At 35.7% G+C, this 26,541-nt stretch carries 29 protein-coding genes; 20 read left to right on the top strand and 9 right to left on the bottom strand.

All coding sequences use genetic code 11. The features are described 5' to 3' along the window. The first annotated feature begins 126 nt into the window (after positions 1 to 126). From WH188_RS11705 to WH188_RS11690, 4 genes are all read left to right on the top strand, one after another. Positions 127 to 327 (top strand): hypothetical protein, encoded by a 201-nt coding sequence (locus WH188_RS11705; RefSeq protein ID WP_339424012.1) that lies wholly within the window; start codon positions 127 to 129, stop codon positions 325 to 327. A 26-nt stretch (positions 328 to 353) separates the two neighbouring features. Further along, positions 354 to 926: a hypothetical protein gene (locus tag WH188_RS11700; RefSeq protein WP_339424011.1), complete on the top strand. Its 573-nt coding sequence runs from the start codon at positions 354 to 356 to the stop codon at positions 924 to 926. Between the two features lie 64 nt (positions 927 to 990). Beyond that, positions 991 to 1,803: a hypothetical protein gene (locus WH188_RS11695; RefSeq protein ID WP_339424010.1), complete on the top strand. Its 813-nt coding sequence runs from the start codon at positions 991 to 993 to the stop codon at positions 1,801 to 1,803. An 87-nt stretch (positions 1,804 to 1,890) separates the two neighbouring features. Then, complete coding sequence (locus tag WH188_RS11690) at positions 1,891 to 2,883, top strand: AraC family transcriptional regulator (protein ID WP_339424009.1); 993 nt, start codon at positions 1,891 to 1,893, stop codon at positions 2,881 to 2,883. 60 nt (positions 2,884 to 2,943) lie between these two features. Here the strand turns inward: WH188_RS11690 and WH188_RS11685 are convergent, their stop codons facing one another. After that, complete coding sequence (locus WH188_RS11685; protein ID WP_339424008.1) at positions 2,944 to 3,471, bottom strand: hypothetical protein; 528 nt, start codon at positions 3,469 to 3,471, stop codon at positions 2,944 to 2,946. Positions 3,472 to 3,861: 390 nt separating this feature from the next. On the opposite strand from WH188_RS11685, the gene WH188_RS11680 reads away from it, so the two are divergent. The 3 genes from WH188_RS11680 to WH188_RS11670 all read left to right on the top strand — a co-directional run bounded on the left by WH188_RS11680 (position 3,862) and on the right by WH188_RS11670 (position 5,211). After that, positions 3,862 to 4,080: a hypothetical protein gene (locus WH188_RS11680; RefSeq protein WP_339424007.1), complete on the top strand. Its 219-nt coding sequence runs from the start codon at positions 3,862 to 3,864 to the stop codon at positions 4,078 to 4,080. A 22-nt stretch (positions 4,081 to 4,102) separates the two neighbouring features. Then, entirely contained in the window at positions 4,103 to 4,711 is a 609-nt protein-coding gene (locus tag WH188_RS11675) for a MauE/DoxX family redox-associated membrane protein (RefSeq protein ID WP_339424006.1), read from the top strand. Between the two features lie 119 nt (positions 4,712 to 4,830). Continuing rightward, positions 4,831 to 5,211 carry a hypothetical protein gene (locus WH188_RS11670; RefSeq protein WP_339424005.1) on the top strand — a complete coding sequence of 127 codons (381 nt, stop codon included), beginning with the start codon at positions 4,831 to 4,833 and terminating at the stop codon, positions 5,209 to 5,211. A gap of 56 nt (positions 5,212 to 5,267) precedes the next feature. Here the strand turns inward: WH188_RS11670 and WH188_RS11665 are convergent, their stop codons facing one another. From WH188_RS11665 to WH188_RS11645, 5 genes are all read right to left on the bottom strand, one after another. Then, on the bottom strand, positions 5,268 to 6,632 hold the full coding sequence (locus tag WH188_RS11665; RefSeq protein WP_339424004.1) for a RagB/SusD family nutrient uptake outer membrane protein: 1,365 nt from the start codon (positions 6,630 to 6,632) through the stop codon (positions 5,268 to 5,270). Positions 6,633 to 6,645: 13 nt separating this feature from the next. Then, positions 6,646 to 9,852, bottom strand: coding sequence for a SusC/RagA family TonB-linked outer membrane protein (locus WH188_RS11660; protein ID WP_339424003.1), 3,207 nt, complete (start codon positions 9,850 to 9,852; stop codon positions 6,646 to 6,648). A 29-nt stretch (positions 9,853 to 9,881) separates the two neighbouring features. Continuing rightward, entirely contained in the window at positions 9,882 to 10,463 is a 582-nt protein-coding gene (locus WH188_RS11655) for a hypothetical protein (protein ID WP_339424002.1), read from the bottom strand. An 11-nt stretch (positions 10,464 to 10,474) separates the two neighbouring features. Continuing rightward, on the bottom strand, positions 10,475 to 11,845 hold the full coding sequence (locus tag WH188_RS11650; RefSeq protein ID WP_339424001.1) for a TlpA family protein disulfide reductase: 1,371 nt from the start codon (positions 11,843 to 11,845) through the stop codon (positions 10,475 to 10,477). A 112-nt stretch (positions 11,846 to 11,957) separates the two neighbouring features. Next, positions 11,958 to 12,701, bottom strand: a complete 744-nt coding sequence (locus WH188_RS11645; RefSeq protein ID WP_339424000.1) for a hypothetical protein — start codon at positions 12,699 to 12,701, stop codon at positions 11,958 to 11,960. 825 nt (positions 12,702 to 13,526) lie between these two features. Between WH188_RS11645 and WH188_RS11640 the strand changes: the two genes are divergently transcribed. From WH188_RS11640 to WH188_RS11580, 13 genes are all read left to right on the top strand, one after another. Continuing rightward, positions 13,527 to 14,042 (top strand): hypothetical protein, encoded by a 516-nt coding sequence (locus WH188_RS11640; RefSeq protein ID WP_339423999.1) that lies wholly within the window; start codon positions 13,527 to 13,529, stop codon positions 14,040 to 14,042. A 158-nt stretch (positions 14,043 to 14,200) separates the two neighbouring features. Beyond that, positions 14,201 to 14,881: an Abi family protein gene (locus WH188_RS11635; protein ID WP_339423998.1), complete on the top strand. Its 681-nt coding sequence runs from the start codon at positions 14,201 to 14,203 to the stop codon at positions 14,879 to 14,881. 325 nt (positions 14,882 to 15,206) lie between these two features. After that, the gene (locus tag WH188_RS11630; protein WP_339423997.1) at positions 15,207 to 15,539 is read left to right on the top strand and encodes a hypothetical protein; all 333 of its coding nucleotides are present in this window, start codon (positions 15,207 to 15,209) and stop codon (positions 15,537 to 15,539) included. Positions 15,540 to 16,955: 1,416 nt separating this feature from the next. Further along, positions 16,956 to 17,891 carry a hypothetical protein gene (locus WH188_RS11625; protein ID WP_339423996.1) on the top strand — a complete coding sequence of 312 codons (936 nt, stop codon included), beginning with the start codon at positions 16,956 to 16,958 and terminating at the stop codon, positions 17,889 to 17,891. A gap of 132 nt (positions 17,892 to 18,023) precedes the next feature. After that, positions 18,024 to 18,389 (top strand): STAS-like domain-containing protein, encoded by a 366-nt coding sequence (locus WH188_RS11620; protein WP_339423995.1) that lies wholly within the window; start codon positions 18,024 to 18,026, stop codon positions 18,387 to 18,389. A gap of 271 nt (positions 18,390 to 18,660) precedes the next feature. Then, positions 18,661 to 19,347 (top strand): hypothetical protein, encoded by a 687-nt coding sequence (locus WH188_RS11615; RefSeq protein ID WP_339423994.1) that lies wholly within the window; start codon positions 18,661 to 18,663, stop codon positions 19,345 to 19,347. 492 nt (positions 19,348 to 19,839) lie between these two features. Then, entirely contained in the window at positions 19,840 to 20,478 is a 639-nt protein-coding gene (locus WH188_RS11610) for a hypothetical protein (protein ID WP_339423993.1), read from the top strand. A 25-nt stretch (positions 20,479 to 20,503) separates the two neighbouring features. Beyond that, positions 20,504 to 21,616 carry a GTPase gene (locus WH188_RS11605; protein WP_339423992.1) on the top strand — a complete coding sequence of 371 codons (1,113 nt, stop codon included), beginning with the start codon at positions 20,504 to 20,506 and terminating at the stop codon, positions 21,614 to 21,616. After that, positions 21,609 to 23,063, top strand: coding sequence for a GTPase domain-containing protein (locus WH188_RS11600; protein WP_339423991.1), 1,455 nt, complete (start codon positions 21,609 to 21,611; stop codon positions 23,061 to 23,063). Before WH188_RS11605 ends, WH188_RS11600 begins: the two co-directional genes overlap by 8 nt. A 30-nt stretch (positions 23,064 to 23,093) precedes the next feature. Continuing rightward, complete coding sequence (locus WH188_RS11595; protein WP_339423990.1) at positions 23,094 to 23,393, top strand: hypothetical protein; 300 nt, start codon at positions 23,094 to 23,096, stop codon at positions 23,391 to 23,393. Between the two features lie 5 nt (positions 23,394 to 23,398). After that, positions 23,399 to 23,635, top strand: a complete 237-nt coding sequence (locus WH188_RS11590) for a hypothetical protein (RefSeq protein WP_339423989.1) — start codon at positions 23,399 to 23,401, stop codon at positions 23,633 to 23,635. Between the two features lie 7 nt (positions 23,636 to 23,642). Then, positions 23,643 to 24,542: a WYL domain-containing protein gene (locus WH188_RS11585; protein WP_339423988.1), complete on the top strand. Its 900-nt coding sequence runs from the start codon at positions 23,643 to 23,645 to the stop codon at positions 24,540 to 24,542. 168 nt (positions 24,543 to 24,710) lie between these two features. Further along, positions 24,711 to 25,004 carry an ORF6N domain-containing protein gene (locus WH188_RS11580; protein ID WP_339423987.1) on the top strand — a complete coding sequence of 98 codons (294 nt, stop codon included), beginning with the start codon at positions 24,711 to 24,713 and terminating at the stop codon, positions 25,002 to 25,004. A gap of 261 nt (positions 25,005 to 25,265) precedes the next feature. Here WH188_RS11580 and WH188_RS11575 read toward each other — a convergent pair whose 3' ends face one another. From WH188_RS11575 to WH188_RS26340, 3 genes are all read right to left on the bottom strand, one after another. Beyond that, a complete protein-coding gene (locus tag WH188_RS11575; protein ID WP_168127765.1) occupies positions 25,266 to 25,655 on the bottom strand; it encodes an MmpS family transport accessory protein in 390 nt (129 codons plus the stop codon). Between the two features lie 314 nt (positions 25,656 to 25,969). Further along, positions 25,970 to 26,161 (bottom strand): hypothetical protein, encoded by a 192-nt coding sequence (locus WH188_RS11570; RefSeq protein WP_339423986.1) that lies wholly within the window; start codon positions 26,159 to 26,161, stop codon positions 25,970 to 25,972. A 44-nt stretch (positions 26,162 to 26,205) separates the two neighbouring features. Beyond that, positions 26,206 to 26,397 (bottom strand): helix-turn-helix transcriptional regulator, encoded by a 192-nt coding sequence (locus WH188_RS26340; RefSeq protein ID WP_410528505.1) that lies wholly within the window; start codon positions 26,395 to 26,397, stop codon positions 26,206 to 26,208. Positions 26,398 to 26,541 lie beyond the last annotated feature (144 nt).

Raw genomic sequence — 26,541 nt, 5'->3', positions numbered from 1 at the left:
AACCCGTAATGTAATAAAAAATATTTAAACAATGAAAAATAGTATAACATAGTATATAAATAGTTACTATTTAATTGATAGATGAAATTAGGGATATTGGTCTCCGACAAATCAATATTCTAGAAGATGAAATACAACAAAAACCTGACGATCATGGCAGCCACTGCTTTAGTGATCAGTACAGTTCACTTGACAAAAAAAGAAAAAACACCTGCGAAAGCCGAGCCTATCGTAACTGTAGCACTATCGACATTGGACGAGCCGATAAAAGATGGACTCAAAACCAAAATTTTCACCATCGCTGATAAACCTAAAGACATTAAGTAAATCAATAAGATTTTCATCAAAACCCTATGAAACAACGTTGGACCCGAAGGTTACTGTATGGTTTATGTGCTATCCATTTCAGTATCGTTATTGACACCAATTTTGGGCATCTATATAAGCACCTTCCAAAGTCAGAAAGATTCGCACATCTACATGTCCCATTTGGTAAACTGATAAATACGGGTCTTTTAGGTCTTTACTCGTCCTATACAGGTATTCACGGCGGATATACTTTTTACAGCCCATCTATAGGCAATAGCTACCAGATACATATCCATTGCCAGTCAAATAAGGTCAACAGTTATTATAATTCGCCCGGCATCCGTACTGAAGCCGGGCGGATTCGTTATCAAAGTTTTCTCGATATGAGTACCATATTTTTAGAAAAAGGTCAAGAAGAAGCTAAAGAAAGTGTCCGCCTGGCCGTGCAGCTAGGTACGGAAGAACTTATAAGACAATATCCCTCAGATAGCATTGTGAGCACCCTAATAACCAAGATCACGCCAACTTTAGCAGCACTTCGATCAGATCACCATCAAAAAACCGTTTACGTTTCGCTTTATCAGTATGCAAGCACAAGCAGTACAACTCACCTCTGATGGTTCGGTTCTATGGGGCATGTACCTGTTGCCCAAAGGGATCGGACTACTATTGAGCCTCGAGATGATACAGCTATGGCCAGATTTGGAATTGCTCTATTCGCATCATCTCTTATCAGCCAGTCATATCCAGCAATATCAATTACCCTGGTCTATGTTCATCATCAACACCGATCTGATCTATGTATTTGCAGCATTATACATCCTGAGTGGATTATTCATGTGTTTTCATTCGTACACATTTCTTCCTACACTCAGCCTTTTCATCTTACATTACAGCTTTTTTGTTGCTAACAGTGTGTGGAGTTATGGGGTCGACTATCTCGCGCAGACAGGTTTATTTTTCAGTTTACTGTTTGGAGGCCGGCAAGCATTACAACTAAAAAGGCAAGGGTTGACAAACCTTGGCACCACATTTTTCCGTTTACAGATCACCGTTGTTTATTTCTTTGCAGGACTCGGTAAAGCCTTTGGCGAAACCTGGTGGAATGGCGAAGCGGTATGGAAGGCTATCCACCAGCCTATTGGTGCCAGCTACTTTTCGGTCCCATTATCTGCTTATCGTTACGAATATCTTTGGATCCTTATAGGCATCATCACCATACTACTGGAACTCTGCTATCCACTGGCATACATAAAAAAAACATTTCGACCACTCATTATCAATGGTATCATCCTGATGCATATCGGCATAGCCCTGAGTATGGGTTTGCTCCATTTTGCCTTATTGATGATCTGGTACAACCTCTGTGCGTGGAACCATCCCTTATTGAATATCGCCAAGCCAAATATAAAACCTCTTGAACGCTCCAAGCCAAAGCTGCAGGTGCCCATCGCGAAAGAGACAATCAATACAACGAAAGGAGGTACGAAGTAATCTAACTCTCTAACCTACTAATCCTCTAACTTTTTAACCATCTAACTTTTACCTATCTAACTATCTAACCTACTAACCACCTAATCAATGATCAAAACCTATCACTTCCCTATACCCGAAGTTGCACAATTCAGTGGACCAATGCACAACTTTCTACCACAGCATCCCGATGCTACTACAGTTAGGCACGAAGCCGAAAACGTACAGCTTATGGAGACCTATCTGGACTATCATTCAGTACTCCTGTACCGCATCGAAGCATATGCTGAAGCAGACTGTATCTTGCCACTTAAAACAGAAAAATCAGATTTTCATCTGCTTTATGCTTTCAAATCCCCTACTCAAATTATTATCAAAAACAACAAGAGCGAAGATCATATTCAGCTACCAGGTGGACATGGCACGTACGCCTATGTACCAAAAGGAAAATTTTCGGTCCACCTTCAGTACGGTCATTATCTTGTCTATGGTTTATTAATTGATGTAGGTTTTATTCGGGCTAACATCTTTCCCTCACATAGCTTTCTCTATGAATTTAGAACCGCACGATTACGGGATAAAAAGAAATTATTCCAGACCCCGATCTGGCCTATCAAAGAAAAAACGAGTTATCAGATCCAGCGATTAGAAGAGATTTTTTTTCATTACCATTCCGGTCATGAAGCCGAGATAATCAAAATGCTCTATATCCTATTTGACATTGCTAAGTTCAAACAATTTACAAGTTATGAATGGCTTGATCCAAATGAAGATCTTGCTAAACGTGTACGAGGCGCTATACAAGACCTCGTTAGTCAAGAATTTAGCAATCTATCACTAAGTGGATTATCTGAAAAATTCAGTATCGGACACAAACGGCTCATTGCTGTACACAAAGAGTATTTCAAACAGACTCTGCAACAGTACCTGCACGAGCTTATTATTATCAAAGCGAAAGAAAAGTTAGCCCTGTACACTGTAGGTGAAACAGCCACTTATTGTGGCTATAGCGAGGTAAGCAGTTTTTCCGATTTTTTCTTCAAGAGGGTGGGCATACGACCGAGCGCTTATCAGCAACAAATATTGACAGAAAAAAAATAAAGTAAGCAAAAGAGCCAATTACGATCAATAATTGGCTCTTTTGCAGCTTTTAAAATTGAGCTACCACTTCACAGTTACACTTTTAAAGTTAAAAGGTATTCCGCTGGCACCTCTACCGCTCAGCCTTAAACTTAATAAGCTGATATCGGGTACTTTTTCTTTTATCTCATCAAATATAACAATGAAACCATAATTGATATCTTTAATAGCATGCGCAATATGCAACGTTCCTGTCGGTTCATTTAGAGGGCCAGCGTTATAGCTTTTGTATAGATTACCCTTTGGATCGACAAGGTCCTGATCTGAAAACTGGATCACCTGATCGCCATCGCCTATATATTTTACTAAGCCCTCGACACATACTTTACTCTCCTTCATGTACACGCGGGTAAGTTTAATGGTAATATCATCGGCAGTTAGTTCTTGCGCACCCTCCCTCAGCGCTAATGCATCTTTTAAATAGTCATTGCGTTGTACCTGTTCTTGAAGTTGGCCTTTTACTATTTTCAATTCTTTTACTAGATCAGTTTGTGCAGAAGCGCGAACAGCAAACAAAGACAAGATCATTAAGGCTAGATAATTTCTCATTGATTTTATAGATTGGTTATTAATTAAGGAAAGTTAAATATTTTTAATTATTCGCGCAACATCTTATCATAGTTATAAAAAACGTAAGAACCACAATCTCACCTTAAAAACCACCCTATTTTAAGGACAACTCCATATTTGATTTTAACCAAATCCAACACGAACAATCTAACTACTATGAACTAACCGACTAACCCGCTAACCTCTTAATCAGTAACGAAGTGACAAGTGATCAAGTGACTGTCATTTCTAACCAAATAACCTTTTCACCTTCTAGCACCTTAACCTTTACAATAAAAAATTCCGAAATCAAAATATGTCAATCGCCGAAATAGAATTTTCCGGTACGCGCTACCTTTGAGTAAAGATGCAAACAAAAACAAAGTAGTAATGAAAATTCTAATTAAACGATATAACCCATACCTAATTGTAGCCATTGGACTGATATATTTGGTTATTTCAATTGTTAGTATCAATCGTTTCTCACAAGAGGTATTAAAAAATCAAGCTCACGATATGCGGGAAGCAGTTGTGGATTTACTGAAAACACCACAGTGGTATTATATAGAAAATAGCAGCGCGCCAAATCACAAACAAGGAAGCTGTTAAGCGAAAATAAAAATAAGGAAACATGAACAACAAGGTAAAAAATATCATCGGTAAGAGCATCAGTATTTTCTTGATCATCTTTTGTTTGTTTGTTGGTTTGGAGAAAGCATGGAGCTGGCAGAACTTTAGGATTTCCTTGCAGCAGCAACCATTGCCTGACTGGTCGATAGGCATTATATTTTGGCTGGTACCACTGCTAGAAATACTCACCGGTATCTTGCTGGCTTTTCGAAGTAACAAAATGCAGCGGTTAGGTTATTGGGGTTCTATTTTACTTCTATCGGCTTTTACTATCTTTATCGGTCTGGGCGTAGCTGGAGTTTATGAAAAGCGTCCATGTACCTGTTCGTCCATCTTTAATGAAATGTCCTGGGAGTGGCATCTGGTTGTAAACATTGTCTTATTGAGCATATCTATATTCGGGTTGTTAATACTTCGTCCTGCTTTATTATCCCCAGGTGATAGCGAGGGATACAGCAAAAGCGTGCGGTTGTTTTTCATGTATCTAGTCCTAATCTCAATCGGCACAGTACAGAGCAGACCATTCGGGGTGAAAACAAATGCATTTGTGATGGCCCAGAAAATGAACACCTTCCCCAGTAGTCAGGTGTATCAATTTAAAGTATTTTGACACCAATTAAAACCGCCAAAATCATATACCGACAGAGGCAACAATTATGAATTACAATTTTTAACATAACTTTTTTTTACCGTGTTTTTTTTCCACCACGTGAAATAAAAACCTGAAAAATGAACATAAAAAACATATTCAAAAAATACGCGCTGGCTATGATAGCTGTCGCAACAGTAATCACTTTTTCTGCTTATAAAATTAGCAGTGTTGAGACAAAAGCATTGGTTTCTGTGCCCGTATATTTTCATGGAAATCCAGCCAATTCAGCTGAGGTCGCAGATGAAAGTAAATGGACAACTACTTCAAATGGACAATCATGCAGTGGCAATAATTTAGCCTGTATGATATCAGTTGAAAATACCGATCTCATCGGTGCTCAGCTGGATCCTGCTAAAGTAAATTTAATAGCAGTTCCAGGTGCAGCTGGACCTGGTTTCGTTCCGCAACGCGCTAGTGGCTCGGGAACACCAAATCCAACAATTACTAACAGAAATTAAGAGGATTTAAATCATTTTAAGCACAATGCCCGACATGATGTCGGGCATTGTGTGTTTTAGTAAGGGTTCTGAAGTATTCCCGAGAGCCGAATCACATCATCCGGCAAACGGTGGGCATAACGTTTATCATTAGGATTCAATTGATAAGCTGTACCCTCTACCGTTCTATTCAAGACGATACCATTACCCACCACATTGAGCCGTTTTATATCGCTAAAGCGCAATCCCCGAAATAAAAGCTCTTTCCTCCGTTCCAGTAAGATCGTATTCACGGCAACATCTTTATGAGCAAAAACGTATGGAATATAAGTACCTGTAGCGTACCTTTTTTCTAACAGTCTATTTAAATCATTTTGAGCAACTACCAAATTTCCCTGACGTGAGGCACCTTCAGCTCGGATCAATAATAACTCATTATTCGCTAGACCACAGAACCATGCATTAGAACCCGAATAATTCCCTTTAAAAGTCATATCTCCACCAGTCCCGCTTTTAAAAAACGTCATTTTCCGCAGATCATTGGTTTCGTACAGTTGCAAAACTGATGCTGGAATATTAATATTATTTTGAGACAAAAATCCAGTAAAATTCATCTCTTCATAAAATACAGTTTCTTTATTAAAGGCCATAAATGGATAATCATTGTTAAGCTTAACATCTTCGAGTTGATTATAATCCAATAGCTTAGGATTATCACCCAGCACTAAATCGGCATAAAAATATGCCGAGTCGTAGCGCGCCATAGACAAATATGTACGCGCAAGAACACCGTATACCGCTTTCACATTGGGTTGTAATACATGAACAGAATGTTCGGGCATCAATTCCGCAGCCTGCCTTAAATCGTTTATTACATTTCGATAACTTACCTCTACTGTAGATCTAGCTGACTTCACATTAAAATCCGAAGTGTTTCGCAACACGATACCTAAATCATCTTGAGATGTCGTTTTGCTGTAAGCTGGCGCATAAATCCATAAAAGCGATAAATATTGATTAGCCCGATAAAACAGTGCCGTTCCCTTGACCTTATCCCAAGTAGTAGCATTTTCTTTAGTACGGGCCACTTTAGACAGACGATCCAGCACCAGATTTGCATTGTAAACCACACTATATGACCTAGCCCAGTCCATATTGTTTAAGCTTTCATAAGGTTTCCACATATAGGCTAATTTTTCTTGGTCACGTAATAGCGCATAATTTGCAGATGTTAGGCTATAATCATCCGTGATCTCCTCGATTTTACCTCCCTTCTGATAGTTCATTTCCATGTTATTATCTAATAATTTCTGCAGGTCATCAATGCCATTTGGTATGACCAGGCGACTATCGGATTGCACATCTAAATATTGATCACAGGACAGCATACTCAGCCCCAATATAGCCCAGATGCCAACTAATATTATATATTTATTATTCATGATACGTTTTTTTTTAATAATCCACCTGAATACCAATAGAATAAGTCCTAGCTGGGCCTAATTGATACGGAAATTCGGGATCTATATTTTCCTTATTTTTTGTCCAGATAACACCTAGATCCGAAGCATTCACAAACAATCGGGTATTTAAATACTTATTTCCAAGATGCCATTTTTTATTCCACGATGCCGAAATATAGGCCAAACGAATATGGTCTGCCCGCAGGATATTGAAATCTGCATTTTCATAAAATGGTTCTCCATCCGAGCTCGCCGGGAAAGCCATTGCAGGCACATTAGTCCGCGACTCATCACCTGCCACTTGCCAGCGGTCTTCATAATCGGGATATACAGTACCTGAAGAAAATAAAGAAGTTGTTCGCGTCGTTGGCTTTCTAAAATAATAATCACCCAAATAGTTGATATTAACACTGAGATCCACATTACGGTAAGAAAAAGTATTGATCCAGTTTCCAAACACCTGTGGTCTGGAAGATCCAAAAAATTGTATTGCAGTGCTATTTTCGCCATTCTTAATCACATCGTTCCAGAGAGCAAAATAGTCTGTACTTGCGTTTCCATTTAAATTTCCTTGTGCTCTACCCTGATCATCTAACCCCATCCAGGTATAACCAGCCACAGCATATAATGGTTTACCCACATAAGGGCTCATATTATTACCATCTCCAATAAAGGCATGAATATTACGATTCGTATTTAAATAGTATGCGGTTGTTTTATTACGATTCAGGCTCATAATCGTTCTTGAATTCCATTTAAATGCTGCATTGATTATTACGACATTTAAGTTCAGATCCAACCCTCTGCCCTGCATACTAGCCACATTTTTGGTTACCGTAAAGGCTTTTCCCCAATTGGTATAATCATATTCAGTAGGGCCATAGAGATCCTTACCTGTTTTGATGTAATAATCCAAAGTTCCTGTAAATCGTCCTTTCCATAATGAAAAATCCATTCCAAAATTCAACGTACTTACCTTTTCCCAGCGCAAAGATGGGTCATTGAGTGCACTCAGGTTTAAAGCTGGCAGATTCGTATATCTTGCCGTAACTGCACCAGCAATCGGATCTGGTGTTTTCCGTATGTCCACATTGCCACTGTAGCCATATGTAGACCTTAAACGCCAGGAATCCAGCCAATCGTATTTTAGAAAACTTTCCTTACTCAACAGCCATGATCCTCCCACAGACCAGAGAGGAGACCATTTTTCATTGGTGTTTGCCCCAAAAATATTCGCCCCATCTCGGCGTAGGCTGCCAGAAATGCTATATTTATCTTTCCATATTGCACTCCAGTTAGTATAAACAGATACAAATCGATTTCTTTCCGTAAATGCAGTTGGACTTCCGGAAATATTCATCGGATAATTTAAGGGTATTGATGGAAATGCATTAACAAAATCGACAGGAACACTCGTAGCGGGTAATTTATTATAACCATAGCTCGAATAAGATGAATAGTCATTATCATATGCGCTACGCTCTGCACCGACCATACCAATCATATGAAGCTTCCTTATTTTTCTATTAAAATTCAACTGTGCTCGAAATGTCTTAGATATACTTGTGATGAAACTATTATTTCTAATCCCACCCAAAGGCACATTGTATTTGGTCGTATTGTTTGAAGCATCATATATACTGAAAGAGTTGATCATATACCGAGCAGCATAACTGTCTAATGAATTGATCTGAATCGCTTCTTCTTGCTGATTAGCCAATTGGAAGGCCACATTAGCTTCCAAAAAACTGAAAAGCTGATAATTCAGAGCTACACTAGAATTATACTCCCTAATATTTCGGGTATTTGTAGCCTGTTTATACTCCGAAAGCGGATAATAGCCCCAATCCAAGTAGCCATTGGGATATTGTCGATCTAAAAAGGATTTTCTAGAAGAATTATCAAAAGCCAATTCCTTACCTTCACCATCTAAAAACTGCATGTAAGGTACCCTTTTACCACCATAAGTTAGGCTATTAAATCCCGGCATACCGGCCGTATTTTTTTGGTTGGTAAATAAAACATTGATATCTAATCGTAGCTTTTCGATAGGCTTATAGCTATTGGACATATTGATGTTCAATTTATCGCTATTTGCGTCATTGACCGCACGGTTGCGATTATGTCCAACTCCAAAACTATACGCATTCCGCCCACCACCCCCACGCACATTCAGACTGTGTTGATCGCTGTAACTGCGATGGTAAAAACGATCCATATAATTTTGTGCTCCATTCTCGGCAAGCATTCGATTCATCCTTATCGTCGAATCTGCAGCAGAAATAAAACCACTTTTTCTTTGATCAAAAAGATCAATAGCAGGAGTCATAGAGTTATAAGGAGCATAATCTAAATAAAACCGGTAATATCCTTGGTCAAACAGCATCTTTTCGATACCGATAAACTCACTATTGGAAAGTCGGTACAACTTGTTTAGATCTTGATTTTGAGGCAACAGTAAAGTACTATGAAAGGATACCTTAGGCTGCGCTAAATAAAACGATCCTTTTTTAGAGCTGATTACGATAACGCCATTCCCTGCCCGCGCTCCCCAAATAGCAGCTGCGGCCGCATCTTTGAGTACCGTGACATTGTCAATACTGTTCGGATCAATATTTTCGATATTACCATCATATATAAATCCATCCAAGACAATCAATGGGTCGCGCTGTCCATTGATTGTACTGAGTCCTCGAACAGAAAAATTTAACTTCTGTAAAGCCCCATCCTCTGTTTTTCGATTGTCAAATCGGATAGCTGGTGTGATATTTTTGAGGCGATCCAGGATATTGCCGCCAATCTGTTGATTCAGCATTTCACTGGAGATAACATCTACCGAACCTGTTATTTCATTAGCCTTCAAAGTCTGGTAACCGGTATGAACCACAACATCTTCCAGTACATTCACTTTCCGTTCCAAATAGACAGGAGTGCCCATTGAGAACTTGCTAACAGCTTCCTTCTTACTCCAATAACCAACAGAGCTAAACATCAGTGTATCGGTAAGAGATTGGACACCAATAGAAAAAGCGCCGTTTTGACCAGACTTTGTTGTTCCTCCGGGATAATAAATAGTCACATTTCCCAAGGGTTTGCGGTCTTCATTGGAGTGCACCGTGCCTCGAATTATCAAAAGCTTATTTTCTTGAGCCTGAACAGTGCAAAAGAAAAATGACACCATGAACAGTATTCTTCTCATCCTGTTTACATTAAAATACTCCATAAGACTTACAGTTTATCTTGGTAATATTCAGACATATGCACCATCCCATCATTCAGTATTAGCGCGTAATGTAAGAATTGACTGGGCTGAAATAATGTAGTAAAGAACTCATCATCCAAGATGATCGGGGCATCCATCACATCTCCATATTCTTTTTCGAAACGATCCATTATTGCTCTTAGCTGCTTTGGTGTATCTTTACTGTTCTTACTATGCACAATAAGTACAGCAAATTTATCCGTTGGAACTAAGCACATCTCATAAAGCTTACGCAGATCCGAAAATGAATTGGAGTATATGGAATCCCAAAAGAAAAAATAAAGTAACTTACCTTTATAGTCGGAAAGCTGTTTCTCCACCTGAGGGTTACCATTTAGGTACGAAAATTTAAAACGATAATTCCAAGCCTCTTCTGGTAAAAAATCATTTTTCTTTAAACCTAATTTGACCTCTACTGAAGTCTTATTTTTAACTTGAGCGAGGACTTCTTGAAAAAAGATAAAGGCAATCAGTAAAAAGAAAGCCAGCAATTTCTGTAGTAAATGTGTTGCCCTAGCAGTTCTGTTGTTATATTTATAAGTATTCATAATAGTATCGGTTAACTGGATTTTTTAAAATAAGGGTATTCCATAATTTTCTTAACTGGCTCTAGATGTAGGCCTTTACACGCCAAAAAAGATAATTTGTGTGGTAAAGAGAAGTTGATAAAGCCTTTTGGCAACATAAGATTAAAAGTTTTACTGTTTTCACCCTTTAATATGACAGGTCTATCCAGATAAGGAGATAATAAATTAAAAAAATGAGGGATAGCTATATGATTCAATTGCATTTCATCTTCATCCAATTCTTCCACTTTAGACAGCATACCTTCCTTTGACTCCATTTTCGAAAAAGCAGGAGATATTGTTAATTCATATGCATCCTGCAATGCTTGCTTACGGATCACTTCCAACTGGAAATAGCGCATCACATCTGCCCTCACCAGTTCTCGAACCTGTTCACTTCCAAGCGAATCAGCACGGTACATCTCATACCAGTATATTTTCTTAAGTACTTGACTCATCTTGAACTTATCACCTTGTTTTAAGTCTTTATCAAAAACATATTGATAAAAAGAAAAACCCATTAGTTCTTTACTAAAAGCGTATTGAAGAATAGAAATTAATGGATGATTACCCAATTGAAAATGGGTATGACCATTATTGTAATAAGCATATTGCTGTGTCGGCAAGAAATTAGGTAGAGGTTTAGCAAATATTGAAGTTGATAATTTACCAACAGTATCCACCAGTGCAGGATTATAATTACGATCCGCATTGATGATAACTCCCATATCGAGGATATCAACTTGCTCACTAGCAATCAATCTTCTAATTCTCTTTTCAAGATCATCATTTCCCTTATCAACACCCACCAATCTGCCTTCGCGATCCACCCAAGCATGCGTTGGGATTCCATTATGAGGAAATAAACTAGTAAAAACAGTATCATCTAACAAAGACGGAAGTTCCAGTTCATAATTATATGCTTTCTTATAATTATCAAATACCGCTTTCAACCGTCTTGGGCTGTCTTTATTTCTTTTACTGTTAACCAATATAACAGCAAGGTCTTTCCCATATTTTCGATTCAGTTCTTGCATCTTAGGAAAACCTTCAATACAACTTTTACAGCTAGTTGCCCAAAAATCAAACAGAATTACCTTGCCTTTGAGTTCGTTGAATTTGATGGTTTTTGTACCTCCATTTAAATTCTGCAACAAAAGAGGCATTTCCCAAATGGCCTCTGGAATATATTCCCCCTTTTTAAGAGGTTTAATCTCCTGTCCCTTTCCTTCCTTAACACCCATTACCAACAGAATCACCATCATCATCTTCCCAACCAACAGAAAACCTTCGCCCCCAGACCGCATCAACTTTTGGAGATAGCTCCAGAGCTTGCTTATATATTTTATATGTATTTTCATCATATTTTTAGACATAATGTGCCTATACCCCATTTCATACCGAGGGAGACTTGATTCTAAAGTCTTTTCTTAGCCCTCGGTAGAAAGGGGATTGATAAACACTGAAACTTTACTTTTAATTGTTCTCCGCTAACATTGGATAAGTCTTCCCTACTTTAGCCCCCATTTTCGTTTTCATGATCATAGTTGGCTGTTTTTCCCAAATAAGCTCGATTGATTCACCTTTATCTGTCATCAAAAACCTACTGTCTTTCACGACCGAAAGATTCTCGATATGTACTTCCAGTTGAAAGTGCTCATTCAGGTCGTTCATTATCCGCTGACTATACTCCTCTCTTTCCGTATCGGCAGGTACGGTGAGCTCATAGTCGTAAAAATCATTATGGGCAGACAACTGCTCCCGATAGTTATTGGTTCTTGGCGGTACCAACTTGGATTTATCTTCACCGTGCACGATAATGTGTTCCGTCGGAAAACTCAACGGCAATCCCACTGCAAACAAATAGCATTCATAAATAGCCATATTCACCAGTGATATGCGGAGCACATCCTTGCGTTCATCACGAACCACCGCGCTGTATGATTCGTGCTCCTTTTTAGAAGCAAGCACATACGAATAGTAGCGATCTTTCGGGCGCTCGTCAGCTCTATCTTTAAGTGGGTTGCGGACTGGCTCTTTCGCAGATACCACTACACGCTTTTTAAAAGCTCCTTCCGGTAAAAGGCTTATCATAACAGGTTTTTTGAGGACTGGAATACATTTTTTAGACTGGTACGAAAACATTTCTTCCTCTGGGGATAGCGCATAGCTTTCCCTTTTGCTATTTTTTAGCATTCGATTAAGTGTTACGTTAAGCATATTTTAGCGGGCTGGACTCTAGAAATCCAGCAACCTGCTATTAACAGCTTAACAGTTAAAAAATAAGATGGAAAAAATGCAATTATATGTCTTCAGTACGTATTAAAATTTTTCTTCGTGATTGCATTTTATATAATTTGAATAAAAACCGATTCATATTATACAGAAAATCTATACAAATAAAAGCTTAATCTTTGTTTAGCAATAAAATATTCGTTACTTTTAATGTGTGAAATTTTAAGGATCGAAATCCTATTGCTTTTGCGCTGATTGTGAAGCTATGAATCGGTAAAACCAACAAGGGATCGGACAGTTAAAATGGCTCTATATTATTATCGCCATTTTTCATTGCCCATCACAGGTAGATACGCCCTTTTGGTTTTAATGGATGACAAGCTATTCCGGTTGTCGGAGCTTGTTTTTTATCAACGCATTGATAGCGCTATGCCCTGCCCGATCCTGGATCGGCAGACGTAAAATTGGATTTCTGGACTCTTTACTTTTCATCATTATTCGGTTAATAAAACATTGGTTAATGAAAATAAAGTCTCGTGCGGAAAAAAGGTGGGTTTTATATGAAAAGGTAAGCTCCACTATTTTCCAACGCTAACGAGGTACGACGAAGAACCCAGAACGCGATTTCAAATAGGGAGCTTACCCCTTCTAATTGTAAATGTACAAAAAGCATGGGGGTTCACAAACCCTATCGTCTCGCGTTCTATGAAAATTCGTCGTTTTCGTTAACAAGACTCCAATCAGACGAGCTGATTGATACTCAAATATAGCAATATAACTCATTTATAAAAATAATTATTTTCAATAAATATGAAAAGCGCTGATTATCAAAGGAATAAAAATATAGAATTTATAAGATATATTGCTAAATGGGTAAAAAAGCAACATAAAAGTATGGCTGAATATGAGCAAGCCCAAAGTGTTGTTGATTCATTAATCAGCCAACTTGGAGGTGAATTAACGGGTAAATTATTTCATGCTGTATTACAATTAGTTAAACTAGATATTGATATTGCTTGCCAAGATTTATTTAGTGATTACAAACTAAATGCTTTACCGCCCCCTAAGCTAGGCAGCTCAAAACTAGCCATTTTCATATCAGGTGTTACACGTTCTGAAGAAGATCTAGCAAAAGCTATCGGAGTTAGCAAAACACATTTTAGCAATTCAAAAAATGATAAAGATGGCGAAGAACTTTTCGCTTATGAAATATATGCATTAGCGATTTTATTCAACCTCAAACCAAGCCAACTTTTCGAATACTTTTATGGAGATGGTGAGCGGCCAGTAATTAGCTTATTACCGAAACCAGCTGAGGGAAAGTGAAGGATAAGGTCTATGATAGAAAGCTTCAATTTATCTATGAAAAATAGATGAAGATTAAGGCTGTAAAAAACGAAACCCGCTAGTTTGAATATCAATTCAGGGACCAACGGGAATAAGGTAATACAAAGATAAGTTAATTAACTGAAATAAACAAATCAATGAAATACAATGAGTTTGCAAATGTAATTACACATGCCCGGATGAATCGATACCTTGCTGCATCAGGAAATGATTCTAGAAAAGCGATGACTCTTTATCGTAAAAACCTTCGTTTGACTCAGGAACTATTTACAGTAATAAGTTGCTTTGAAATTGCACTGAGAAATGCAATAGATCATAAGTGTACATTGAAATTTGGAGATAACTGGCTTCGTGATGGGGTAAAGAAAGGTGGAATATTCGACAACTCCAAATGCTATCTGACTAAACAAAGTATCAATGAGGCGTTAAAAAAATTACATTCGTATTCTCATTTCAAATTAGTCGCAGAACTTGGATTTGGTTTTTGGAGATATATGTTTGCAGCTCATCAATATAATGCAACTAGTAAAATACTATTACAAATCTTTCCGTCAAAACCGAAAAGTAGTGCAACATTGCAATATAATAACACTTATGTCTTTAATGAGTTAGCTAAATTAAATTCATTAAGAAATAGAATGGCACATCACGAACCAATTTGCTTTCAAGCTGGTTTAGCCATCAAAGATACAACTTATGCTAGGCAACATTACAATTTGATATTACAGCTTTTTCAATGGATGCAAATTGACGAAGCCGCGCTCCTCTATGGGCTGGATCACATATACAGTATCTGTAATGAAATAGATTCACTATAAAGTTTATGTATTACCTTTCAGTCTAACACCAAGTCAACTCTTCGAATAGTTCATGATGTTTTGATTTGTTTTCAATAGGCATCATGGACTGTCTTATGCACAATTCTACAGTGATGGCGAACGGCCTATTATAGGATTGTTACCGAAACCAGCAGATGGAGAAACGAAATAATGGTGGGCATTAATAACTGAATTAATAAGACAATAAAAAAAGGGATCCTTACAGAATCCCTTTATATCTTATACTTGGTTACATTTCAGAAATGAAAGAGGCTTGACCAAGTCTTACAATGCAAATATAGTAATTCTTAAACCAATTACCAAAATGAAAATAAATCTTAGACATAAATATCTTTCCCGATCAAGATACAATAGGTATTTGTATGCCACCCATAATCATAAAGAAAAAGCAAAAAGACTGTATAATGCAAATATTAGATTGGCACAAGCATTTCATCCATTACTGACCCAATTTGAAGTAATCCTTCGTAATTCCTTAAGTAACATACTAGCGGCACATTTCATTGATCCAGATTGGATTATTAATCAAAAAAATGGATTCATGAGCAATCCCTCTCTTGGACAATCACGTTATTATTTAAAAGAATGCATTATTAAATCCGAACGTAAGTTCAACAAGAAATACAACCATTACTAATGGTAAGCTATTAGCAGACCAAACATTTGGTTTCTGGATAGCACTATTTCTACCACATCATTATTCCTTGTTGAACGGAAAACCAATACAAATTTTCCCTCATAAACCTACGAATGAAAACCGCGCTAGTATACATGCCAAATTAGAAAAAATCAAAGATTTTAGAAATAGAGTCAATCATTGTGAGCCAATATGTTTCAATGGACAACATATTGACTGTACAGAGGCTACAGATATCAAACAAATTCTTTATCATTTAATCAAATGGATAGATCCTGAATTAGCACCATTTTTTACAGCAATTGACAATATCAATAATAAGACAAATCAAATACACAATATTTAAAATAAAATTTTTAATTCAAAAAGACATTCTTTAGAACAATATCGAACCCAAGCCAACCTTCGAATAGTTCATGATTTGTAGAATTTGTTTTTATCGGAATCATGGATTGCCGAAACGACAATTCTAGGGAGATGGCGAGCGCCCACTTATTGGCATATTACCGAAACCAGCTGAAGGAAAAGAAAATTGAGGAAGAAGGTCTATCATAAAAACCCATTTCTTTGAAAACTAAAACTTTTTAGTATATTTAATTTATGATCGTATAACGGTTTACGTTAGATCTGTTTATAAAATAGCATTAAGCTGTGTTTTTGTCAGAAAGCACCTTTCGAATAAAAAATCTATCGATAAAGATTTATCTACCAATAATAATTAGGGAAGGGACTTCGAAATTTTTGAAGTCCTTTTTTATTAAAACAGGTTTACTTAAATAACGACAACTCAAATTTCACAATCTTACTTTTGCACTCGGTCTAGAACAATATAAATTTCGAATAGTTCATGATAAGTTGATTTACTTTCAATAGGCATCATGGATTGTCTTATGGACAATTCTACGGTGATGGTGAGCGTCCAGTTATTGGCCTATTACCGAAACCAGCTGAGGGAAAGGAAAGTGAAGGATAAAGGCTATTGATCTTCGCAAGCCGAAAGGAATTAATCACAAAATAATAACAAGGATAGATATTACCTGCGTTAGATAAACGAGAGTAAATTTTTAATATTTTTACTCTTATAAACAGGGAAATTTACCATTTCACAGCAGAGGACCTCTCAGCTTATACCTGTTCATTCACAAGTGACAAAGGTTACGAGTACACCATAACCATTTTAGGACAATCTTGCAGTTTTATAGATTCATATATTGAAGAAGATGATTCTGAACAACAAAGTCTTGATAATAATGTCGAGGAAGATGAATCAGAAATCATGGAGGAAGAATGAGTAAACTTTTCATTAATTAATATATTAAATCATATTTATCTTTGGTATCTTAGTTACTGTAAAAACTACGATAAACCAAAACTGTTAAATCAGTATTTAATAGTATCTAATTACCCTTTTATAGTATGAAAACAATATCATTGCCAACACATATAAATGATAATTTTGGAGACTCAATGGGTAAACTTTTTGAGCTCCAAGTGCAGATCGACAAAACAGAAAAAGATATAGAAATATTACTGGACTATAGTAAAGCCTCATTCACTAAACCATTTTTTACATTAGGTCTTTTACTTCTCATTAAACAATACGAGGGTAAAAGAGCTCCCATCAGTTTAAAGTCAGAAATAGAAAATCAAAGTGTTGCTGCCTATATGAATAATATTTTTTTCCCTCATATTATTCATTGTGACAAAACTAATAGCGAGTCTGTCCAATCACTATTGGAAAAATATCAAAATAAAACATACATACCTCTACTTTCATTTCCAATAGGTAGTGATGATGAGACCTCAAGAATAAGAGATATCTTTATTGGTCACTTAAATTCTTTATTAAGAGGATTTGTTAATGTAGGCACAAATTATAATCTTCTTTCAGCTCTGCTTTATCTTATTGATGAAACCATTGAAAATATTATTCATCACGCATATTACGATCATGGTTATATATTTGCTCAGTTTTACCCTACATTAGGTTATCTTGACATTTGCATAGGCGATATTGGAAGGACGTTACTAGAATCTTATACTGACTTTAAAGATAATGCCTATAATGTGACGACTCACCTAGAAGCAATGAAAGCAGCACTTCAGGGTAAATCCACGAAATTACAGGATATCAGTAGAGGGTTTGGAATAAGTACATCAACACGTATGTTGACCGAGGGAATGAATGGCAAGTATTTTATCTATTCAGGAGATACCTTCTGCTATATATCCGCCGAGAAAAATGAGATTTATAATACAAAAGGTGATTTTAACTGGCAAGGGGTATTAGTTTGTTTAAGAATACCCGCACTCGTGCCTCAAGATTTTGATTATTATAAATTTGCTGAATAAATAGAAAAAATAAAAACAATTTATTTATTGACTTGTTCTTTACAAGTAGAATTTGTATATTGTTTAAAAGCATTTTTATAATCTATAATTTAAGTATATCTTTGCAAACTATTTAAAGAACAGGAGTAAACTATGACAACTGCAGCAGACATTAGGTTAAAGGATTTATTTAATGAATCTTTAGATACCAGAGAATCTGTACATTTTCTGATCAATTATATCGAGAACGAGTTGGGTAAAGAGGACTGTTACGATATAACATTAGATTTTACAGGAATTGATTTTATGTCCAGATCATTTGCGGATGAACTGCATAAGCAAATTAATTTAGAGAATTTTCATAAATCATTCACATTTGCCAATATGCCTTTGAGCATGAAAGAATTGTTAAGAGTGGTTGAGAAGACACAGACTACAAGAACGAAAAGAGAGCTAAAATCATCTGTTCTCGTCGTAAATGATATTTCTATGATAAAGGATTACACTTTTTCATGGTAAACACCTTATTTCTTATTTAATAGAGAGGCTTCATATTGAAGCCTTTTTTATTAAAGTTCTATTTAAGCATTACAACCGCATGCAACTATAAAAATATTCGCAAAGCATTAAAATATAACTTGCAAAAAACTTGTAAATTGAGTTGAGCTACTCTAGTTTAGGAAAGATAGTTATCTTAGAGAAGCACAAGAATAACACAACAGATTACAGATAATTATTTTTAAATTTAATCTTATCGGAAAGTGCTAAAATTAACGACCGTCCAAAAATTTTGAAAAGAGAATCACTGTGCAACAGGTTTGCCATACGTGGCTATTTGCTACTTTTACTTTTGATGCAATTTGGATTACCAGCTTTACCACAGGCTTGGCAATCCAGCAGTCAGGTTGTGCCCTCCGCCATTAAGAAGGATGTATCCAGATTACAGACATTACCACAGGCTATGAAACCCAAGAGTCCTGTATTCCCCAAGCGCATTGAGACGGAAACGAAGCGCTATGTAAAACCTTTGGTTATTGATTCGATTTCACCCTGTTATGTAGTCAATATTAATCTTGAGGAGGTAGAAGATGCTATTTTTACAATCACAAATATAGCACCATACCCCAAAAAAGGGAAAAAATTATACCTCGAGCAATTAGCCGCAACAATGGGCCTACCTGCCGCTAAACCCAATATAGCACTAAAATCTGACTCAATCAGTGTTGAGTTTATTATATTCAAGAATGGTTGGATCGCTGCTTTAACAAGCACAGAACCAAATATCCCTGGACATGAAGCCATACTTCATGCAATCAAAAAAAATGCCTGTGTTTGGGGGCCTGCCTTGCAGGAAGGAAGACCGTTGGTATACCTACAAAGAATGGTGATCTATTACAGTAGGGATTATAACGGAAATATCCTGTCGTTAGATGATTTTGATGATCGCCCTAGTGCCAACATCCAAAAAAAATCATAACCGAATTATAATTATACTATTTAACCACAAGTCATTTTAATATAAAGCTTTTTAAGGGAAATAAAAAATGCATAATATGCTCTTCTAAACGACCCTTCTACTCCACCTTCTTTTTTCGCGTACGCCAATGCAGCAACTATATATTTTTCCAACATATGTTACACTATCGATTAGACTGTCATTTTTTGGCGGTATGAGTTATCATATTTGAATATTAAAGCAATAAACATGAAGCATTTTGATTTTTTATTCACTTATTGGAGCAAACCAGCTTCTTTTATTCAATTAGCCTTTATCGCCCTATTGATGTATTATATTTTCGAAACAACATGGGAGTTTTGGAAGATAGTTATGGTATTCAATTTTAGTTACCTCATATACAAATGGTTTAAAGAGAACATTGATTAACGATAATATTACGCGTAGAAATTTATAGAGTAATATATATATTTAATGAAATATTGACACATCTTGTATTAGATATTAAGAATAGTGAAGTGCCTTAATCTAGATATGAATACGATAAAAGAATTTATTAACCTAAATATAGATTATCCAAACCTAGGACATATCCAGCAGGTTGAGAGGTATCAGGTAAGTGATCTGGATGTTCCAACAGGATATGGAGGTATAAATCGTGAAGGCTATACCTATGGGCAGTTGAGAAGGCAACCTATAATTAATGAATTACTAAGCGGGATTGGTAATCAACAGTTAGCTGCTTTCGCTCAAGAATGTAATGCCCGAAATACACAATCTGGCTTTCAGATGTTCAAGGTGAATGGCGAATACTGCTTCTGGGGATTACGTATTTCTCCCGTAGTGCGTACACTTGATGTACAAGAATTAAGGCATATACTTTCCCGGCAAAGCAGTAGTACGGATGCTTTAGCTAATAAGTCTATTACAGCAGCTATGATTCGAAAGGCGACTTATGATTTACTGCGAACAGAGGTAGCTTGCGTATGTGACATATCCGTCAGTGATGCAGCACTTGCAATTGGCAATCAGCTGGATTGTGCGCCGCATGAAGATCCAAGCGGTTTTATTTTTATGGTGCCAAACTGGGCACATAAATGGTTTAGACACGACGGCTATGTAGCTAAGATGTTGAAAGAATTAAATAAATAATAACACTAAAAAAAATATTGAAATTATGAATTTATACACGGATGAAATTAAGGATCAAATAGACAGAGAGTACCAGCAATATGCTAACAGCATTAAGAATGCTAACATTCTTGTCCTAGGCCAAACAGGAGTAGGTAAAAGTTCTTTATTGAACTTAATATTTGGAGAGGATATAGCAAAAGTATCTAATGTTAAGCCCGAAACCAGAGGTTTCCACACATTCTCATCCGAAAAATACCCCATCAATATAATTGATAGTGAAGGCTATGAGTTAGAAAATTCAGCAGAATTTAAAACAAAATTAAAAGAATATGTAGATTCTAGATTCACCGAAGTCTCAGAACAGGTGCATTTAGCATGGTATTGTATTAATGTATCTTCCGCTAGAGTACTACCATTTGACCTTGAAAATTTAAAATTTTTAATAGAAGTTTTAAGAATCCCTACAACTGTTGTATTCACCCAATGTGATTTAGATGATGAAGACGGTAGTACAGCGTCAGCATTATCAGATGTTATTAACAATGCGTTGCCAAGTAAAACACATACATTCCAAGTAAGCAATTACCCAAACTTAATTTTAGATTTAGAAAAATTAATTGAATGGTCTGTTAACAATATTTCAGATGAAAATGTAAAGGCAGCATTTATATTATCTCAAAAATCTAATTTAACAATAAAATATCAACAAGCTCATAAATATGTAATTGCCGCAGCAGCATCTGCAGCAATTATAGGTGCAACTCCAATTCCTATTGCAGATTCAGTAGCATTATTGGCTTTACAAACAGGACTTGTCCTTAAAATTTTCAAAATTTACGGCATTCAGCAGGGAGTTAGTGATGTTGTGATGAAAATTCTAGGTGCTCGAATTATGACGCTAATTGGAAAAACTTTAGCTGGTAGTTTACTCAAGCTTATACCTGTAGCTGGGTCTTTAGTAGGTGGTACTATTAATGCTACAGTAGCATCAAGCCTCACGTATTCTCTCGGTTACGCATTAACCAAATTAGCAGAAATGGTGTATCTAAAAATTTTAGATGGTAAATTCAATACAGATACTCTGAACTCGATCATCACAGAAGAAAATTTAGATGCTTTTTTAAAGGAATTTAAAAATAAACAAAGCAATGCATAAATTAAATATTCTAGTAGCAGGCAAATCCGGCGTAGGAAAAAGCTCGTTACTAAATTATATTATAGGAAAGGAAAATCTATTTGAAACAGGTGAAGGGTTGCCTGTAACTCAAGATTATTTTACGAAAGAAATACTCCGATCGAATGGGATTGAGTATCACTTATTTGACACAAAAGGAGTCGAACCTGATACAACAGAGGAATTTAGTGCGCATTTAACTACTCAAATTACCAGATTTAGAGAAAAGACAGATGTATTTGAACATATACATACCTTGTATTACTGTCTCGGCGCTAATAATAAAAGGATAGAACCTTTCGAAATCTCATTTATTCAAGAAATGAGCAAAGAAATTGATGTCGTTATTGTATTAACCAAGTCCGATTTGGTTACAGCACCAATAAAGCAGGAACTAGAAAGTGAAATCATAAATATATTTGGTGGGGATATAAAGACCATCTCTATTTGTAGTGTTTCTAAAAAATTAAGAATAGGAGAAGTTAAACCTTTCGGCAAGGAGGATTTTTTAAAACATGCATTTATTGGTTTGTGGAATACATTTGCTAAAAATGTACCACAATTAGACGATATTTTATTCTTCCATAAGGAAGATTGTATTCAATCTAATTCCACAGCATTAAGACTAAAATGGTATGATTGTTTTACTTCCGATATTTTTCAGAGGCAAGATGAAATTTTTATTGCATTTAATACGTATACTTTTTTTAATCTAAGGGATTTTGTTTCAACAAAATCAGGTCAGCCAATCAGCGTAACTATTAATTTTTTATCTCTTTTATTAAACAGGGTAGAATATCTTACATGGGATAAAGCTGAATTACAACATAGAACTAAAAAGATTTTATCAGAAATAGATTTGAACTATGAGAAAATAATAAGCTTCTATTCAGATTTAACAGGTGATACAATTCAAGTAAAACCATTGAAAACCACTAAAAAAGAAGTTTATGAACTTAGCAGTTTATTTGTTCATTTATGGAGCCAAGTATTACTAATTAACCAAAAATATGTTAATCGATTTAATACTATCGTAAAAAATCCAACTTGGTTAGGGGGAGATGAAGAAAAATTAATATTAGACTTTGAAAACAAATATTTAAAAACACTAGATGCTGTTTATGAACAATTAAAAAGTGAAATTAATAAAATTGAAAGTGTATATAAAGCGGAATTGCATCAATTTAGCGATATCTTGATAAAAAAATCATTTGATATAAAAAAATCAGAAGAAAATTTACAAGCCATATTACGAATAGCAGACTTATCTTCTAACCAAAAAATATATTATAACAAAGTAAAAGCACTGGTCGATAACCAACATGCTTTTGACTCTGATTTACGTGAAAAATTAGACTTTCTACGAGTGGCTTTGGAAATAAGTTCTCAAAATGCTGGGTTAATAGAAGATTTTTCGCGAAGGAGTTAATTAAAATATTATTTATAAAACCGCCAGTTTATGGCGGCTTTATGGTATATGTTTGTTCCAGAAACATTAACAACTATTATGGAACAACAGAGCGAACAAATCTCAGAACCTAAAGAAGACAAAAAAGAAGTTATAGCGAGTATAGCTGCAATTATTATTTGCCTACTGCCCGGATATTTTATATGTATTTGGTGGTACATTATTTACCGTACATTCTCCCAACAGTATAATTCCGTATTAACCTTCGTAGTCGTATTGGTATTGGCATACCTAGCCTTTATCCTAGTACAAATGATTATTAAGCATATTATTTTATTCATTATTAAATAGGAAGTATGCGAGCTATATTATCAATCGTTATTTTTATCCTTTCATTCACCTCTTTAGGTTCACCTTTTATCATTGGCGCATTTCTCGTTCTTGGATTTATCAGCCACGAGCGAGATATTGGTTATCTAGATCTGGAATGGTATTACCACCTAGGTTTTATCCTGTATAGCATTTTGGTATTGAAACTACTGGTCAAAGGAAGCCGCATTTTATCTGATTTTATACTGCGAGTTTTTAAATAAATAATACATGAAAATACATTTTAATTTTAGTATTTGGTTGATCGAACTATTGCTGACAAAAGCTTCTAGTTTAGTAGAGATACAACGCAAATGGCAATATGCTGCTAGCAATATCGATGGCAAAGAATTAGCCGAACGTAGCTTCAATCGGTATAGACGTTATACCGAAGATATGTTCAAAATCAGCATCCAATGTAATCGTGCTAATGACCACAAGTACGAGATTCAAGACAAAGAAACTATCTTGAATAATAAGTTTTTGTCATGGCAGCTGATGAGCTTCAGGATGGACAAATTGGCCAATGATATCAAGAATAAGGATTTTGTCGTGTTGGATACAGAGGCACCGGCAACACATTTCCTAGAGCCGATCTTTCGGGCTATAGATCAAAATATAAGCTTAAAGATTCGCTACAAATCACACTATAAAGATGCAAAAACAGTGAATTTTACACCTGCATTTGTTCGTCTGTGGGGACAACGCTGGTATCTAATCGGTATAGATATGGACCAAAATGCTCATCGCGTGTATGCTTTAGAGCGTATATTAGATTTAACGTTAAGCGAGAAGTTGCCTAAAAATGTGTTAAAGGAAAAAGATAAAATAGATGCTACAACTTATTTTTATACAAGCTTTGGTGTAATTACGGAAGGTAAAGCAGAGTTTATACAAATACGGGCGTATTGGCCTCAAAATGCGTATTTGAAAGACGTACCCCTGCATCATTCGCAACAAGTTATTGCAGAGACAGCTGATTATACAGATTTCGAACTCTATCTAAAGCCTACTTATGATTTTATACAGGCAATTTTAGGGCAGCGCGAACAAGTACAGGTATTGGCACCTGAATCAGTAAAAGAAGAACTTAAACAAGTTTTGAACAAAATGTTAGTATACTATTGTTAAGGGCATTTAACTTTTCAACGGAAAAGTGACGATTGGTCTAGCTGTTTAACAAGTAACAGAAGTGGGCATATTACTGCATTTTTCAATATCTTAGATATTGAAAACCAATATGCTTAAACAATTATGGCGAAAGAAGATACGCTATCTGTACTACCAAAATAGGTGGTCATGAATAAAATATATGTATTCCGTGGACATAAAGTAATGCTGGATAGTGATCTCGCAGAATTATATGGTATTGAAACGAAAAGATTAAATGAACAAGTACGGCGCAACTTAACCAGATTTCCTGTGGACTTCATGTTCACATTAACTATTCAAGAATTTGAAATCTTGAAGTCGCAAAATGCGACCTCAAGTTGGGGAGGAAGAAGATCTGCGCCAAATGTATTTACTGAATTCGGTGTTCTCATGTTATCCAGCGTAATAAACAGTGAACAAACAATTCAGGTAAGTATATAAATATGATAATTTTTGCTCAAATAAGACAACATTTAGCTGAACATAACGGCATGAACCTTAGAAACTGGTAATAAAGAAGAAATTTTTTAGGCGTGGGAGAAAAGTCTATTTTAGCATTTTTTCAAAATACACGTATCGAAATCAAATACCCTAACACAAAGAAGACCAAATGAATGAAACATTCGGTCTTCTTTATTAACATACTATATCAAACTTATTATTATACCTTAGATAAGATGAATAATAGTTTTTGTACGAAATTTATTTCAACGATACATTAGTTGTCAATATCTTCCCTGTTGACACCGGGTTTTCTTTTACCACTTTTCCATCAATTAATATCTGCGCTTTTAAAGTAGATTGATCAGATGGTCCAACAGCATTTGCACTGATCATCGTGGTTTCTTCATTGTTTGTCACAATTTCGCTTGTCCATGTCGATCCAAAATCACCTGTTTTAGTCACAACAGAATTATCAGAATAATAGACAATTGTTGAAATATTAACACCCTCTGAAGCAATCAGCTTATACTGAACCTTAGCTTTTCCACCTTCTGGAGCAGGATCATCTTTATCACTACAGCCTGTTAAAGAAAATGTTGTAGCACCAACTAACAATGTTAACAAAAATAAATTTTTTAGCTTTTTCATATATTTAATTTTAAATCTAGGCTTTTACAATTTTCGTGCCTAGGAGATTTTACTATCTTTTAAAAATCATATTTAAGCTGTTAAGATTACTGATCTACTACAGCAGGGATGATAAGGGAAATATCCTGTCGTTAGATAATCTTTAATATCGCCCTTGCGCAAACCTCCAAAAAATAGTGTTTAGAAAAAACGCAGTTTGGTGGCATTCCTGCCTGTTCAAAACTTGCAAACGCCAGTAACAAGATTACCTGTCGCAGATGAACGAAAGGAAAGTGAGGGATAAGGTTCAGTTAATATGCGAAAGACAATATATTTTATTCTTTTGGCAAGGTATTTAAAAGGTCTTTCGCGGCGACTTCTTTGATCTCGCCATTAATCTTTACAACTAATGTACCATTCTTTTCCGCAGTTTCATGAGCTAATTTGATTAAAGCCTTTTGAATACCCAATCGTACTCGCTCAGAAAAAGAAATATTATCTGCTATTTTGTCAAGTTTATTCAACATGTTCACTGCTTTTTAATCGTTAAATACTTCTCAAAATAAGTATGTTAAAGTCCAATAGAAATCTTAACCTTTCCACCTAAGCCCATCTCTACAATATCAAATAAAGTTTTAAGTGTGAGATTACTTCCATTATTTTCAATTTTTGAAATATACTCTCGCCTTTTATCAACCAATTCAGCAAGTTCTAATTGCGTTAGATGCTTTTCTTCACGCGCCTTTTTTAGTAATAACCCAATCTGAAGTGATGAAAAATCTCTTTCAAGCTCATCTCTTCTCTATGTACCAACCTCACCGTAAACGGTATCTTTAATATCTTTCCAACTTTTAATTTCCATAAATATCTATTTTTTTCTTCATAATATGATGACATCAATCATAAA

This window comes from Sphingobacterium sp. MYb388 (assembly GCF_037479535.1).
Taxonomy (GTDB): domain Bacteria; phylum Bacteroidota; class Bacteroidia; order Sphingobacteriales; family Sphingobacteriaceae; genus Sphingobacterium; species Sphingobacterium anhuiense.
This window is presented reverse-complemented; position numbering and strand designations above follow the sequence as displayed.

What these genes read in the sequence shown, in the direction of transcription:
- WH188_RS11605 (WP_339423992.1), top strand. Translation starts at nt 20,504, where the DNA reads ATGAATTTATACACGGATGAAATTAAGGATCAAATAGACAGAGAGTAC.
- WH188_RS11695 (WP_339424010.1), top strand. Translation starts at nt 991, where the DNA reads ATGATACAGCTATGGCCAGATTTGGAATTGCTCTATTCGCATCATCTC.
- WH188_RS11635 (WP_339423998.1), top strand. Translation starts at nt 14,201, where the DNA reads ATGAAATACAATGAGTTTGCAAATGTAATTACACATGCCCGGATGAAT.
- WH188_RS11590 (WP_339423989.1), top strand. Translation starts at nt 23,399, where the DNA reads ATGCGAGCTATATTATCAATCGTTATTTTTATCCTTTCATTCACCTCT.
- WH188_RS11680 (WP_339424007.1), top strand. Translation starts at nt 3,862, where the DNA reads ATGAAAATTCTAATTAAACGATATAACCCATACCTAATTGTAGCCATT.
- WH188_RS11670 (WP_339424005.1), top strand. Translation starts at nt 4,831, where the DNA reads ATGAACATAAAAAACATATTCAAAAAATACGCGCTGGCTATGATAGCT.
- WH188_RS11585 (WP_339423988.1), top strand. Translation starts at nt 23,643, where the DNA reads ATGAAAATACATTTTAATTTTAGTATTTGGTTGATCGAACTATTGCTG.
- WH188_RS11705 (WP_339424012.1), top strand. Translation starts at nt 127, where the DNA reads ATGAAATACAACAAAAACCTGACGATCATGGCAGCCACTGCTTTAGTG.
- WH188_RS11655 (WP_339424002.1), bottom strand. Translation starts at nt 10,463, where the DNA reads ATGAATACTTATAAATATAACAACAGAACTGCTAGGGCAACACATTTA.
- WH188_RS11645 (WP_339424000.1), bottom strand. Translation starts at nt 12,701, where the DNA reads ATGCTTAACGTAACACTTAATCGAATGCTAAAAAATAGCAAAAGGGAA.
- WH188_RS11675 (WP_339424006.1), top strand. Translation starts at nt 4,103, where the DNA reads ATGAACAACAAGGTAAAAAATATCATCGGTAAGAGCATCAGTATTTTC.
- WH188_RS11570 (WP_339423986.1), bottom strand. Translation starts at nt 26,161, where the DNA reads ATGTTGAATAAACTTGACAAAATAGCAGATAATATTTCTTTTTCTGAG.
- WH188_RS11640 (WP_339423999.1), top strand. Translation starts at nt 13,527, where the DNA reads ATGAAAAGCGCTGATTATCAAAGGAATAAAAATATAGAATTTATAAGA.
- WH188_RS11700 (WP_339424011.1), top strand. Translation starts at nt 354, where the DNA reads ATGAAACAACGTTGGACCCGAAGGTTACTGTATGGTTTATGTGCTATC.
- WH188_RS11600 (WP_339423991.1), top strand. Translation starts at nt 21,609, where the DNA reads ATGCATAAATTAAATATTCTAGTAGCAGGCAAATCCGGCGTAGGAAAA.
- WH188_RS11630 (WP_339423997.1), top strand. Translation starts at nt 15,207, where the DNA reads ATGAAAATAAATCTTAGACATAAATATCTTTCCCGATCAAGATACAAT.
- WH188_RS11690 (WP_339424009.1), top strand. Translation starts at nt 1,891, where the DNA reads ATGATCAAAACCTATCACTTCCCTATACCCGAAGTTGCACAATTCAGT.
- WH188_RS11660 (WP_339424003.1), bottom strand. Translation starts at nt 9,852, where the DNA reads ATGAGAAGAATACTGTTCATGGTGTCATTTTTCTTTTGCACTGTTCAG.
- WH188_RS11580 (WP_339423987.1), top strand. Translation starts at nt 24,711, where the DNA reads ATGAATAAAATATATGTATTCCGTGGACATAAAGTAATGCTGGATAGT.
- WH188_RS11665 (WP_339424004.1), bottom strand. Translation starts at nt 6,632, where the DNA reads ATGAATAATAAATATATAATATTAGTTGGCATCTGGGCTATATTGGGG.
- WH188_RS11650 (WP_339424001.1), bottom strand. Translation starts at nt 11,845, where the DNA reads ATGATGAAAATACATATAAAATATATAAGCAAGCTCTGGAGCTATCTC.
- WH188_RS11625 (WP_339423996.1), top strand. Translation starts at nt 16,956, where the DNA reads ATGAAAACAATATCATTGCCAACACATATAAATGATAATTTTGGAGAC.
- WH188_RS11595 (WP_339423990.1), top strand. Translation starts at nt 23,094, where the DNA reads ATGGCGGCTTTATGGTATATGTTTGTTCCAGAAACATTAACAACTATT.
- WH188_RS11685 (WP_339424008.1), bottom strand. Translation starts at nt 3,471, where the DNA reads ATGAGAAATTATCTAGCCTTAATGATCTTGTCTTTGTTTGCTGTTCGC.
- WH188_RS11620 (WP_339423995.1), top strand. Translation starts at nt 18,024, where the DNA reads ATGACAACTGCAGCAGACATTAGGTTAAAGGATTTATTTAATGAATCT.
- WH188_RS11575 (WP_168127765.1), bottom strand. Translation starts at nt 25,655, where the DNA reads ATGAAAAAGCTAAAAAATTTATTTTTGTTAACATTGTTAGTTGGTGCT.